Genomic DNA, 14020 nt, shown 5'->3' with positions numbered 1-14020 from the left:
GTCACAACCGGGCCCCCCCGGTGGCGCCCGGGCCCCCGCGGCCGGCGCCGCCGGGGCGGGGGGGCGCGGCACGGGGACCGCGCGGATCAGTCCTCGGTGGAGGCCGTGACGCCGGCGGGCGCCGTCTGCTCCGCCGCGGCGGTCTTCTTCGACGTCTTGGCCGCGGTCTTCGCGGTCTTCGTCGTCTTGGCCGCCGACTTCTTGGCCGTCGTCTTCTTCGCGACGGTCTTCTTCGCCGTGGTCTTCTTGGCAGCCGTCTTCTTCGCCGGCGCCTTCTTGGCCGCCGTCTTACGGACCGCCTTCTTGGCCGGCGCGGGCGCCTCGGCCTCGGGAGCCGCTTCCGGCGCCGCCTCGGCCTCGGCGGGAGCCTCGGTCCTGGCCTGCGCGTCCACGACGACGATCGCCGCCTCCTCCGCGCCCGACGGCGAACCGGCGGGGGCGGTGACCTTACGGGTCGCCCTGCGGCGTGCCCGCGGGGGCGCCGCCACCGGTGCCTCCTCGGCGACCGGCTCCACGGCCGGCTCGGCGACCGGCTCCGCGGGGGCCGGCTCGGGCTCCGGGGTCACGGGGACGACGACCTCGGCCGCCGCCTCCGCGTCGGCCACCTTCGGCGAACCGGCCGGAGCCGACGCCTTACGGGTGGCGCGGCGGCGCGTGCGCCCCTGGGGAGCCGCGTCCGCGACGGGCGCCTCTGCGGCCTCCGCGGGCGCCTCGGCCACCGGGGCCGCCGCGGTCTCGGGGACCTCAGGGGTCACCGGGGCCTCAGCAGCCACCGGAGCCTCCGGGGCCACGGTCTCCGCCGCCCGGGGCGCACCGGCCGGGGCCGACGCCTTGCGCGACGCACGGCGGCGCGACCGGCCCCGTACCGCCGCCTCGGCCTCCGCGACGCTGCTGTACAGCTCCTCGTCCGGTACGAAAGCGTCCGACAGCGGCTGCGCCGCGGGAGGCGCGGCGAGCGCGACCGGAGCCGCCACCTCCGCCGCGAGCTCGGCCTCCGACTCGGTCCCGGCCTCGGCGTCGGACTCCGCCGCCGTACCCGTCACCTCGTGGTCGTGCTCGTGGTCCGCACCGGCACCGCCGCGACCGCGCTTCTTGGCCCGCTTGCCGTTGCCGCCGCCACCGGCGGCCACCGGCTGCTCCATGTGGACGATCACACCGCGGCCGTTGCAGTGGACACAGGTCTCGGAGAAGGACTCCAGCAGGCCCTGGCCCACCCGCTTGCGGGTCATCTGCACCAGGCCCAGCGAGGTGACCTCGGCGACCTGGTGCTTCGTACGGTCCCGGCCCAGGCACTCCAGCAGACGCCGCAGCACCAGGTCCCGGTTGGACTCCAGCACCATGTCGATGAAGTCGATGACGACGATGCCGCCGAGGTCGCGCAGCCGGAGCTGGCGGACGATCTCCTCGGCCGCCTCCAGGTTGTTCCTGGTGACGGTCTCCTCAAGGTTGCCGCCCTGGCCGGTGAACTTCCCGGTGTTGACGTCGACCACGATCATGGCCTCGGTCTTGTCGATGACCAGCGAGCCGCCGCTCGGCAGCCAGACCTTGCGGTCCAGCGCCTTCATGAGCTGCTCGTCGATGCGGTACGTCGCGAAGACGTCCACCTCGCTGGTCCAGCGCGACAGCCGGTCGGAGAGGTCCGGCGCGACGTGCGCGACATAACCGCTGATCGTCTGCCACGCGTCGGCGCCGCTGACGATGACCTTCGAGAAGTCCTCGTTGAAGATGTCACGGACGACCCGGACGGTCATGTCGGGCTCGCCGTAGAGCAGCGTCGGGGCGTTGCCGCTCTTCGACTTCTTCTTGATGTCCTCCCACTGCGCCTGCAGCCGCTCGACGTCACGGCGCAGCTCGTCCTCGCTGGCGCCCTCGGCGGCCGTACGGACGATGACGCCCGCGTCCTCGGGGACGATCTTCTTGAGGATGGTCTTCAGCCGGGCGCGCTCGGTGTCCGGGAGCTTGCGGCTGATGCCGGTCATCGACCCCTCGGGCACGTACACGAGGTAGCGGCCCGGCAGCGAGACCTGGCTGGTCAGGCGGGCGCCCTTGTGACCGATCGGGTCCTTCGTCACCTGGACGAGCACCGACTGGCCGGACTTGAGGGCGGTCTCGATCCGGCGCGGGCCGTTGGCCATGCCCAGCGCCTCGAAGTTGACCTCACCGGCGTACAGGACGGCGTTGCGTCCCTTGCCGATGTCGACGAAGGCGGCCTCCATGGACGGCAGTACGTTCTGCACCTTGCCCAGGTAGACGTTGCCGACGTAGCTGGTCGCCTGCTCCTTGTTGACGTAGTGCTCGACCAGGACGTTGTCCTCCAGGACACCGATCTGAGTGCGCTCGCCGTGCTGGCGGACGACCATCACGCGCTCGACGGCCTCGCGGCGGGCGAGGAACTCCGCCTCCGTGATGATCGGCACGCGGCGGCGGCCCTGCTCGCGCCCCTCACGGCGGCGCTGCTTCTTGGCCTCCAGACGGGTCGAGCCCTTGATGGACTGGACCTCGTCGGCGCCGGTGCCGGGCTCGCGCCCGTCGTCCTTCGCCCGGCGTTCGCGCGGCTCGCGGACCTTGACGACCGTACGCTCCGGGTCGTCACCGCCACCGGCGCCCTGCTCGGCGTCGGAACCGCCGTCGGCGCTCCGGCGCCGCCTGCGGCGACGGCGGCGGCTGCTGGAGGAGCCGCCCGAGGACGCGTCGTGGTCGTCCTGCTCGCCGTCGTCGAACGCGTCGGAGCCGTCCGGGCCGCTCCGGTCGCCGTCCGCCTCGTCGGTGTGCTCGGCGGCGGTCTCCTCCCGCTGCTCGTCCGTGGTGTCCTCGGCGTCCGCGGCCTCGCCGCGGCGACGGCGACGGCCACCCCGGCGGCGGCGCCGCGAGGGACGGTCCCCGTACTCGTCGGAATCCTCCGCGGATTCCGCGGACTCGGACGCCTCGTCGTCGGACGCCTCGTCGTCGCTCTCGCTCGCGGGCTCCTCGACGGGCGCGCGCGGCGTCTCCGGCGCGGCCTCGGCGGCCGGCTCCGCGGCCTCGCCCCGGCGACGGCGCCTGCTCCGGCGGCCCGACGGCTCGGGCGCGGCCACCGGCTCGGGCGCGGCGGCAGCGGCCTCGGCGGGCTCGTCGGCCTCGTCGAGTTCGTCCACGGCGTCGGTCCGCCCACCGGCGGCCGCCGCCGCGGCGGCGGTCTCGGGGGTCTGGAACATCGGCTCGGTGAAGACGGGCGCCTGGAAGACGGCCACCGCGGGCCGTACGGCCCGGCGGCGCGAGGCGCGCTCGGGCTCACGCTGTACGGGCTTGTCAGTGGCGGCCTTCTCGGCCACACGCTTCTCGGCGGCGGGCTTCTCGGCCACGGGCTGCTCGGCGGCGGGCTCGGGCGCGGCGGCCGGTGCCGTGGCCCTGCGCCGCGTACGGCCCCGGGTGGCGGCCTTCTCGGCGGCCTGGACCTCGGGCTCGTCCGCGGCGATCCGGGCGACGGTGTCCCCGGGCAGGCTCTCGCCGCCGGTGACGACGGTGCCGTTCCCGTTACCCTCCGGGGCCGTCCCGGCCTCCGGCTCCGGCGCACCGGCGGGCGCGGTGGCCCTGCGGGTGGCGCGCCGGCGGGGACGCGCGGCGGGCGCGGGCTCCTCGGCCGGGGCCTGTGCCACGGTGGCGCCGTCGGCGGGCGCGGGGGTCTCCTCGACCACGGCCGCCTCGACCGGCTCCGTGGCGGTCTCGGGCGCCGTGACCTTACGGGTGGCCCGGCGGCGGGCGCGCGGCGGCGCGGCAGGCTCCTCGGCAGCCGCCTCATCGGCCACAACAGCCTCGGCGACCGGCTCGGGCGCGGCGGTCTTCCGGGTGGCCCGGCGGCGCGCACGCGGCGGCGCGGCGGGCTCCTCGGCGGAAACCTCATCGACCACGGCCGCCTCAGCCTCGGCGACCGGCTCGGGCGTGGCCGTCTTCCGGGTGGCACGACGGCGCGCACGCGGCGGCGCCGCCTCGACCGGAGCGTCCGGGGCCTCCGACGCGTCCGGCGTCACGGACTCGGCGGCCGGTATGGCCGGCGCGACGGTCTCCGCGACGCTCGTCGCACCGGCGTCCGACGCGGCGGTGCCTTCGGCCGCGGTGGGCGGTCCCGCCGGGCGGGACGCGGCACGGCGCCTGCGGCGCGGCGGCAGCGTGTCGCTGGGTGAGTTGTTCTCTTCGTTGGTGTCCCCGGGGGTACCGGGTTCGGTGGACTCGAGCATGCGGGGGGGTTCTCCCGTCACGCTCCCGGGCGCCACGCCTGGTTCCGGTCCGGCCGCGGCCCGCGCTGTGCGCGATGTGCCGCCGTCCGGGGCGCGGGCGCCGCACGGGAGCTGTTATGTCTGAGTCGCCGGTTCCGTACGCGATGTACGTACGGCCTGGCGAAAGTCTTCTGGTCAGTGCGCCGCCCGACCCAGGTGGCTCCCGAGTCCCAGGGCTGCGCTACAACGACCGCCTTACGCGGAACCTGCACCTTCCGGCGCCGTCGCGGCGGCGGGTCCGGCGGCCATGGGTGCGGCGGGCCGGGCTGCCTCGCGGTCGGGCGCGAGCGGGTCGGTCACCGTGCCGGACTCCTCGTCGAAGAGCCCCTGCGCCAGCCTGGTCACCGCTGCGGGGACCGGCGGCGCCAGGTCGGCCACAGCTCGGAGACCGGACAGGACGTCGTCGGGTCGTACGGCAGGTGTCACGTGCCGAACCACCAGCCGCAGTATCGCACAGGGCCCGTCCCCCGGCCTATCAGGCTGTGGACGAGCCACCTCCAGGCCGGCCACGGCGGCCCGTGCGTCGAAGGTCCGCAGACCGTTCTTCGCACGGCGCTCCACCTCGACGGTGCCGGCGGCGAGGAAGGCGGAGACGGCGTGTACCGCCTCCTCCTCGGTCACGCCGTCCAGCCGCAGCTCCCACACGGAAGCGGTCAGCCGGTCGGCGAGTCCCGAGGTACGGGCCTCGACGGCGTCGATGATGTCAAGACCCGCGGGCAGCGACTCGTCGAGCAGCTCACGCAGCTTGTCGGGGTCGCGCGCCTCCACCAGGGCGATCTCCAGGAACTCGGCCTCGCTGCCCGTGCCGGTGGGTGCGGCATTGGCGTACGACACCTTCGGGTGCGGGGTGAACCCCGCCGAGTACGCCATGGGCACCTCGGCACGGCGCAGCGCCCGCTCGAAGGCGCGCTGGAAGTCTCGGTGGCTGGTGAACCGGAGGCGGCCGCGCTTGGTGTAGCGCAGTCGGATGCGCTGCACCGCCGGTGCGGGAGGCGGGCCTTCGGGCTGTCGCTTGCCCAGTGGTTCTTCTCCTCGGTGCGGGCGGTACGCGGTGACGCGCCGCCCATGGACGTGACTTCGGCGGGATCACCCCGAGTCCTGGACCCTCCCCGCACTGTGCGGGGAGATCTCGGGTACGGGCGCCACGCCGGGGACGATCGTTGTACTACCCAGAGTACGCGCCCGGTGCTCCGGCGGTTCCACAGGCCGCGACACCCGCTCAGGACGCCTCAGCCGTCCGTGCGGATCCAGAACCGGAGTTTTCCCCCGCGCTCGTCCTCCAGCCTCCCGCCGGCCGCCTCGATCACCTTGCGCGACGCGGTGTTGGTGGTGTCGCACGTGACGAGGACCGGGTCGACCGCGAGCGCGCGGGCGACCGGCAGCGCGGCGAGGAGCATGGCCGTCGCGTGTCCCTGCCGGCGGGCGGTGGGGCGTACGGCGTAGCCGATGTGGCCGCCGATCTCGCGCAGGAACGGGTTGAGCCGGTGGCGGATGTTGAGGCGGCCGAGGAAGGTGTCGCGGTCGGCGTACCAGAGGGTGGTGCTCGGCACCCAGCCCGCGATGCGCGGGGTCTCCTCCAGCGGCTCGGCGTTCAGCCGCGCGCAGTAGGCGGCGAAGACGTCCGGCCGGTGCCAGCTCCCGGCGTACTGCTCCATCTCGTGGGTGAGCAGGGACCGTTCGCCCTCGTCCTCCTCGACGAACTCCTTCATGGCGTCGAGGAAGGAGGCGTGGACGCGGACGTCGGGCGCGATGAACTCCGGCATCGCCCCATTGTGCCGCCGGTACACGCGGACCCGGCCAGGGTTTTCGTCCCTGGCCGGGTCCGTGTCGTTCACCTGGGCCGTGCGGCTCACCTGCCCGGACGGCTCACTTGACCACCGTCAGCGGCAGCAGCTTCTTGCCGGTCGGGCCGATCTGGATCTCCGTGTCCATCTGCGGGCAGACCCCGCAGTCGAAGCACGGCGTCCAGCGGCAGTCCTCGACCTCGGTCTCGTCCAGCGAGTCCTGCCAGTCCTCCCAGAGCCAGTCCTTGTCGAGCCCCGAGTCCAGGTGGTCCCAGGGCAGGACCTCCTCGTAGGTGCGCTCGCGCGTCGTGTACCAGTCGACGTCCACGCCGGACTCCGGCAGCGTCTTGTCCGCGCACGCGATCCAGCGGTCGTACGAGAAGTGCTCGCGCCAGCCGTCGAACCGGCCGCCGTCCTCGTACACCGCCCGGATGACCGCGCCGACGCGGCGGTCGCCGCGGGAGAGCAGGCCCTCGACGATGCCGGGCTTGCCGTCGTGGTAGCGGAAGCCGATCGAGCGGCCGTACTTCTTGTCGCCGCGGATCTTGTCGCGCAGCTTGACCAGCCGGGCGTCGGTCTCCTCGGCGCTGAGCTGCGGCGCCCACTGGAACGGGGTGTGCGGCTTGGGGACGAAGCCGCCGATGGAGACGGTGCAGCGGATGTCGTTCTGGCCGGAGACCCGGCGCCCCTCGGCGATGACGTTGACGGCCATGTCGCCGATCTGGAGGACGTCCTCGTCGGTCTCGGTGGGCAGTCCGCACATGAAGTACAGCTTCACCTGGCGCCAGCCGTTGCCGTACGCCGTGGAGACCGTACGGATCAGGTCCTCCTCCGAGACCATCTTGTTGATGACCTTGCGCAGCCGTTCCGAGCCGCCCTCGGGGGCGAAGGTCAGCCCCGACCTGCGGCCGTTCCTGGTCAGCTCGTTGGCCAGGTCGACGTTGAACGCGTCGACGCGGGTGGACGGCAGGGAGAGCCCGATCTTGTCGGCCTCGTAGCGGTCCGCGAGTCCCTTGGCGACGTCCGCGATCTCGCTGTGGTCGGCGGAGGAGAGGGAGAGCAGACCGACCTCCTCGAAGCCGGTGGCCTTCAGCCCCTTGTCGACCATCTCGCCGATGCCGGTGATGGAGCGCTCGCGCACCGGGCGGGTGATCATGCCGGCCTGGCAGAAGCGGCAGCCCCGGGTGCAGCCGCGGAAGATCTCCACGGACATCCGCTCGTGCACGGTCTCGGCGAGCGGCACCAGCGGCTGCTTGGGGTACGGCCACTCGTCGAGGTCCATGACGGTGTGCTTGGAGACCCGCCACGGGACGCCGGAGCGGTTCGGTACGACGCGGCCGATGCGGCCGTCCGGGAGGTACTCGACGTCGTAGAAGCCCGGTACGTAGACGCCGCCGGTCCGCGCGAGCCGGAAGAGGAGTTCCTCGCGGCCGCCGGGGCGGTCCTCGGCCTTCCAGGCGCGGATGATCTCGGTGATCTCCAGGACCGCCTGCTCGCCGTCGCCGATGACCGCGCAGTCGATGAACTCCGCGATCGGCTCGGGGTTGAAGGCCGCGTGGCCGCCCGCGAGCACGATGGGGTGGTCGACCGTACGGTCCTTCGCGGCCAGCGGGATCCCGGCCAGGTCGAGGGCGGTGAGCATGTTCGTGTAGCCCAGCTCCGTGGAGAAGCTCAGCCCGAAGACGTCGAACGCGGAGACGGGGCGGTGCGCGTCGACGGTGAACTGCGGCACCCCGTGCTCGCGCATCAGCGCTTCGAGGTCCGGCCAGACGCTGTAGGTGCGCTCGGCGAGGACGCGCTCGCGCTCGTTCAGCACCTCGTACAGGATCATGACGCCCTGGTTGGGCAGTCCGACCTCGTACGCGTCCGGGTACATCAGCGCCCAGCGGACATCGGTGTCGTCCCACTCCTTGACGGTGGAGTTGAGCTCACCCCCGACGTACTGGATCGGCTTCTGCACATGCGGGAGCAGAGCTTCGAGCTGCGGGAAGACCGATGTGACAGGCATCACGGAATCTTTCGTGGGCTGACAGGTGTGGACCGGCAGGATGAGCGGACAGGGGCGGCCTCCCAGCCTAACGCGGCCGGAAGCACCCGCCGCTCGCCCACCCGCGCGAGACCCCGCGCGCCCGGCTCGGGACACGCGGGCACGCGGGCCCGTCCTGCCGGAGCCCGGCTCAGCGGCCCCCGAGCCGGGCGCGCAGTGCCGGTTCCGACGCCTCCGCCCACACCTGCGGCAGCTCGCGCTCCCGCCGGTCGGCCAGCGCCTCCTCCTGCCCGTACAGCAGCCCCCAGACGAACGCGGACTCGCCCGCCGTGTGCGCCCGGGCCGCGAGATCGCGCAGCACCTCGCGGGCCACGACGCTGTCCTGGTGGTCGCCGAGGAGCGTCTGTACGGCCTTGATCCGCCGTGCGAACCGTTTGGCGGGCTTCCCCAGGGCGGGGGTGGCCGCCTCCGCCGCGTACCGGGCCCGTTTGGCGGCCTTGCGGGCGTTGTGCAGCGCCAGGTCGCGTTCCGGTCCCTGCGGCAGCGCGAGCGCGCCCTCGATCCGCGCCGCGAGGCGGTCGTACGCCCGGTTGATCCGCCCCGGGAGCACCTTCTCCGGCGCCTTCGCCGCGCCCGGCCGCAGGGGCGGGGCCGCGAGCAGCGCGTCGAGGGTGGCGAGGAGGGTCAGATAGCGCTCGCTGTCGAGTACGGCGACGGTCCTGGCCCGGGAGCCGGTGCGCCCGCCGGCCGTCCAGATCCGCAGCCGGGCGCGGACCGGGCCGAGCAGCAGGGTGCCGGGCACGGCGTCGACGCGGGCGGCCAGCCGCTCGCTCAGGACCTCGTGGTCGCGGTCGACGCCCAGCTCGGCGGCGAGCCACTTCAGCTCCTCGCCGACGGGGTCGGTGACGGCCCGGTCGAGGACCGTGCGGTACGTGCGGAACGCGGAGCGCAGCCGGCGGGTGGCGACGCGGAGCTGGTGGACGGAGTCGGGCAGGTCGCGGCGGACGGCGGGGTCCTGGGCGACGATCGCGGTGACCTGGTCGCGCAGATAGCCGAGGATGTGGTCCCCGGCGGTGACCGGCGCGGCCGGGGATCCGGCCGCCGTCCGCCCGCCGGTCGCGAGCGCCCTGCCGAGTTTCGAGGCGGCGCCGGCCGGGCGCAGTCCCGCCTTGCGGAGCTTCTTCTCGACGGCGTCGAGGACCGCGGGGTCCTCGACGCCGTCGGCCAGCTCCACCTCGACCTCGGTCCAGGTGGTGGCGGCGGGTTCGCGGCCGGTTCCGGGCAGGCGCCGGGCCCGTACGGTGTCGACGGCGACCTCGGCGAGCGGCGCGCCGTCCGCGTCGAGCAGCACGGTCACCGCGCGTGCGGTGCGCAGCCGTACGACGGGGATCAGCTCGGCGTCCCGGACGCGGGAGCGGACGAGCCCGGCGAGCTCGGGCGGGAGGGTGTCGGAGAGCGGCGCCCTGATCTCGTCGCGGATGCCGGCGGCGACGGGGAATTTCAGATGCCAGCCCGCGTCGTCGCCGCCGGTTCTGCGGCGCAGGGTGAGGGCGTCGGCGTAGAGCCGCAGGCCGGGGGTGTCGTAGTAGACGGCGTCGAGGTCCTGGACGCCGTGGTCGCGGGCGGCGGCGACCCCTCGGGCGCCGGTGAGGTCCGGCAGTGCGGGCGTCCCCTCGGTGTCCTGGCCCGCCGGGCCCGCGTCGGTGTCCGGGAGCTCCGCGTGGTCCGGTCGCTCGGGGAGTTCGTACTTTCGCTCGATCTCACGCTTGCTGTCCGCCATGTACCGAATTTAGCCGTCAGGGGTGCCTTCGGGCACCCCCACGACCGGACCGGGCACCTCGGGTCATGCCGTTATGGGCCGCTGGACCCGGATGGACTGGAGCAGGCCGACCGCCATCCAGACGGCGAACATGGAGGTGCCTCCGTAGGACACGAAGGGCAGCGGCAGCCCGGCGACGGGCATGATGCCGAGCGTCATCCCGATGTTCTCGAAGGACTGGAAGGCGAACCAGGCGATGATCCCGGCGGCCACGACCGTGCCGTACAGCTCGGTCGTCTCGCGGGCGATCCGGCAGGCGCGCCAGAGGATCACACCGAGGAGGACGAGGATCAGCCCGGCGCCGAGGAAGCCCAGCTCCTCGCCCGCGACGGTGAAGACGAAGTCGGTCTGCTGTTCGGGGACGAACTGGCCGGTGGTCTGCGAGCCGTGGAAGAGCCCGGTGCCGGTGAGTCCGCCGGAGCCGATGGCGATGCGTGCCTGGTTGGTGTTGTAGCCGACGCCCGCCGGGTCCAGCTCGGGGTTGGCGAAGGCGGCGAAGCGGTTGATCTGGTATTCGTCCAGCACCCCGAGCGCGGCGACCGCGACGGCGCCGGCCACCCCCGCGCCGACCAGGCCGATGATCCACCGGTTGGAGGCACCGGAGGCGAGCAGGACGCCGAGCACGATGACCGCCATGACCATCACCGAGCCGAGATCCGGCATGAGCATGACGATGACCATCGGCACCACCGCGAGGCCGAGGGATTTCGCGACGGTGCGATGGTCCGGATGGAGCTGGTCCCCCGCGTCCACCCGTTCCGCGAGCATCATCGCCATGCCCAGGATGATCGTGATCTTCACGAACTCGGAGGGCTGGAGGGTGAAGCCGCCGCCGATGACGATCCACGAGTGGGCGCCGTTGATGGTCGCGCCGAGCGGGGTGAGGACCAGCAGGACCAGCGCCACGGAGAGCGCATACAGCACGGGGACCGCGCCGCGCAGGGTGCGGTGCCCGAGCCAGACCGTGCCGATCATCAGGGCGACCCCGATACCGGCGTTGAGGAGGTGGCGGAAGAGGAAGTAGTACGGGTCGCCCTGGTTGAGCTGGGTGCGGTTGCGGGTCGCGGACCAGACCAGCAGGGAGCCGAGGACCGACAGGGCGAGCGCGGAGAAGAGCAGCGGCCAGTCGAGCCGCCGCACCATCGAGTCACGGGCCGAGAGCTTCGCCCAGGTCCCGCGCTCCGGCCCGTAGCCGGAGACCGAGAAGCCGCTTGTACCGGCCATCGCTCAGTCCCTCCGGCCCGGCGCGGCGGGCGGTCCCGCCAGTGCCTGTTCATCGGCCGGGAGTTCGGGCTCCGGCTCGTACGGCGCGACCTTCGGGGCGTCGATCGAGCCGTCCGGCTGGATCGTGGGCAGTGCGGTGCGCGGGGTGGGCATGAGCGCCTTCGTGAGGTTCTGGTCGCCCTTCTCGTTCAGTCCGTACATCGCCTCGTAGATCTTCCGGACGGCCGGCCCGGAGGCTCCGGACCCCGTACCACCTTGGGCGATCGTCATGACGATCGTGTAGTCCTCGGTGTACGAGGCGAACCACGAGGTCGTCTGCTTGCCGTAGACCTCGGCCGTACCCGTCTTGGCGTGCATCGGGATCTTGTCCTGCGGCCAGCCGCCGAACCGCCAGGCGGCGGAGCCGCGGGTCGCGACGCCCGCGAGGGCCTCGTCGATCTCGTCGCGGGTCTTCTTGTTCATCGGCAGCTTGCCGTGCGACTTCGGCGCGATCTCCTCGACCTGCTTGCCGTCGGGGCTGATGACGGCCTTGCCGACGGTGGGGTCGTAGAGGGTGCCGCCGTTGGCGATGGCCGAGTAGATGGTGGCCATCTGGATCGGGGTGACGAGCGTGTCGCCCTGGCCGATCGAGTAGTTGACGGAGTCACCGGCGCGCATCAGGTTGCCTTCGAGGCAGCCTTCGTAGGCGAGCTGCTGGACGTAGGTGCCGCCCTTCTTGCCCTGCTTGCACCAGCCGGCCTTGTTGGCCTCCCAGAACTTCTGCTTCCACTGGCGGTCCGGGACCCGTCCGCTGACCTCGTTGGGGAGGTCGATGCCGGTCTCCTTGCCGAGGCCGAACTGGTGGGCGGTCTTGTAGAACCAGTCGTTGGCGTTCTTCTTCGGCTTGGTGCCGCCGTCCTTCTGCCACTCCTTGTGGGCGAGGCCGTAGTACACGGTGTCGCAGGAGACCTCCAGGGCCCGGCCGATGGTGATCGCGCCGTACCCCTTGGACTCGAAGTTCTTGAAGACCTGGCTGCCGACGTTGTACGAGCTGGGGCACGGGTAGTTGCCGTCGAAGGGGTAGCCCGCGTTGACGGCGGCGGTCGACGACACGACCTTGAAGATCGAGCCGGGGGCGGCCTGGCCCTGGATCGCGCGGTTCAGCAGCGGGAAGTTGGAGTCCTTGCCGGTGAGCCGCTCGTAGTCCTTGACGGAGATGCCGCCGACCCAGGCGTTGGGGTCGTACGTCGGCTGGGACGCCATCGCGACGACCCGGCCGGTCTTGGCCTCCATGACGACGACGGCGCCGGAGTCGGCCTTGTAGTTCTCGTTGGTGTTGCGGTCCATCTCCTGGCGGGCGGCCTTCATCGCCTCGTTCAGCTCGTACTCGGCGACGGCCTGGACGCGGGCGTCTATCGAGGTGACGACATTGGCGCCGGGTTCGGCCCGGTCGCTCTGCGCCTGGCCGATGACCCGGCCGAGGTTGTCGACCTCGTACCGGGTGACGCCGGCCTTGCCGCGGAGCTGCTTGTCGTACGTGCGCTCCAGCCCGGAGCGGCCGACCTGGTCGGAGCGGAGGTACGGCGAGGCGGTGTCCCGCGCCTTGGTGATCTCCTCGTCGGTGACGGGCGAGAGGTAGCCGAGGACCTGGGCGGTGTTGGCGAGTCCCGGCGCGGGGTAGCGGCGTACGGCGGTGGGCTCCGCGGTGATGCCGGGGAAGTCCTCGGCACGCTCGCGGATCTGGAGCGCCTGCTGGGTGGTGGCCTTGTCGGTGACGGGGATCGGCTGGTAGGGCGAACCGTTCCAGCAGGGCCGGGGGGTCTTCGCGTCGCAGAGCCTGACCTTGGCCATGACGTCCTGCGGCTTCATGCCGAGGACCTCGGCGAGTGCGGTCAGGACGCCCTTGCCGTCGTCCTTCATCTTCATCATCTCGGTGCGGCTGACGGAGACGACGAGGCGGGTCTCGTTGTCCGCGAGCGGGACCCCGCGCGTGTCGAGGATCGAGCCGCGGACGGCGGGCTGGATGACCTGCTGGACATGGTTGTTCTTGGCCTCGTCCGTGTACTCCTGGCCGTTGCGGACCTGGAGGTACCAGAGCCGGCCGCCGAGGGTGAGCAGGAGCGAGAAGACGAGGACCTGGATGACGACAAGCCGGATCTGGACCCGGGGGGTCCGCCCGGTCTCCGGGATATTGCTCACTGCGACCCCCCACGGGCGCGACGGACGGTGCGGGCGCTACGAACGGTGCAGGCGGTGTGGGCGCTCCGGACGGTGCGGGCGGTGCGGATGAACGGTGCTGTCGCTGTCACAGCCGCTTGACCCCCTTGATCCGTCCGGCTCGCGCCGCGCGGTTACGGGCGCTGCGCAGCCGCAGCCCGCCGCGCTGGCCGCCGATCCGCAGCCCGGTGCCGGAGGTGGCCCAGCCGGAGGCCATGTCGCCGGCCCCGCTGTCCCGGGACTCGGCGAGCGGGTCGTTGTCGGCGCGTCTGGCCAGCCACATGACGAGCGGGACGACGAACGGGGCGAGGAGCAGATCGTAGATCGCGGCGGTGAGGATCAGCCCGCCGAGGCCGACATGGCGGGCGGCGGTGTCACCGACGAGGGCGCCGACGCCCGCGTACAGCAGGGTGGAGCAGATCGCCGCGGCGACGACCGCGGTCATCGGGGCGAGCGCCGAGCGGATCTGGCCCTTCTCGGGGCGCACCAGCCCGGCCGCGTAGCCGATGACGCAGAGGACGAGGGCGTACCGACCGGCGGCGTGGTCGGCGGGCGGCGCCAGGTCGGAGAGCAGACCGGCGCCGAAGCCGATGAACGCGCCGCCGACGTGCCCGTACACGAAGGCCAGGGCGAGGACGATGAGGAGCATCAGGTCGGGTACGGCGCCGGGCAGCTGGAGCCGGGCGAGCACGGAGACCTGGACGACGAGGGCGACCACGACCAGGGTGGTCGAGAGCAGAATCCGGTTGAAGCGCAT

Annotated in this window: 8 protein-coding genes; all 8 read right to left on the bottom strand. The window is 72.8% G+C overall.

Features of this window, described 5'->3' with window-relative positions:
• Positions 1–86: 86 nt before the first annotated feature.
• A complete protein-coding gene (locus tag ACFTZC_RS36885; RefSeq protein WP_382897704.1) occupies positions 87–4214 on the bottom strand; it encodes a ribonuclease E/G in 4128 nt (1375 codons plus the stop codon).
• A gap of 234 nt (positions 4215–4448) precedes the next feature.
• Positions 4449–5231, bottom strand: coding sequence for a TIGR03936 family radical SAM-associated protein (locus ACFTZC_RS36880; protein WP_382897702.1), 783 nt, complete (start codon positions 5229–5231; stop codon positions 4449–4451).
• Positions 5232–5482: 251 nt separating this feature from the next.
• Positions 5483–6016, bottom strand: coding sequence for a GNAT family N-acetyltransferase (locus tag ACFTZC_RS36875; RefSeq protein WP_382897699.1), 534 nt, complete (start codon positions 6014–6016; stop codon positions 5483–5485).
• A gap of 103 nt (positions 6017–6119) precedes the next feature.
• Entirely contained in the window at positions 6120–8045 is a 1926-nt protein-coding gene (locus tag ACFTZC_RS36870) for a TIGR03960 family B12-binding radical SAM protein (protein ID WP_365813815.1), read from the bottom strand.
• A gap of 169 nt (positions 8046–8214) precedes the next feature.
• Complete coding sequence (locus tag ACFTZC_RS36865; protein WP_382897696.1) at positions 8215–9804, bottom strand: CHAD domain-containing protein; 1590 nt, start codon at positions 9802–9804, stop codon at positions 8215–8217.
• Between the two features lie 63 nt (positions 9805–9867).
• Positions 9868–11067, bottom strand: a complete 1200-nt coding sequence (gene rodA / locus ACFTZC_RS36860; RefSeq protein ID WP_382897694.1) for a rod shape-determining protein RodA — start codon at positions 11065–11067, stop codon at positions 9868–9870.
• Positions 11068–11070: 3 nt separating this feature from the next.
• Positions 11071–13245, bottom strand: coding sequence for a penicillin-binding protein 2 (gene mrdA, locus ACFTZC_RS36855; RefSeq protein ID WP_382897692.1), 2175 nt, complete (start codon positions 13243–13245; stop codon positions 11071–11073).
• Between the two features lie 106 nt (positions 13246–13351).
• Positions 13352–14020 carry a rod shape-determining protein MreD gene (gene mreD / locus ACFTZC_RS36850; protein WP_382897689.1) on the bottom strand — a complete coding sequence of 223 codons (669 nt, stop codon included), beginning with the start codon at positions 14018–14020 and terminating at the stop codon, positions 13352–13354.

The sequence above is a fragment of the Streptomyces sp. NPDC056987 genome (assembly GCF_042673865.1).
Lineage (GTDB): Bacteria > Actinomycetota > Actinomycetes > Streptomycetales > Streptomycetaceae > Streptomyces.
The sequence above is the reverse complement of the archived record's forward strand: the minus strand, read 5'-3'. Positions and strand labels throughout refer to the sequence as shown.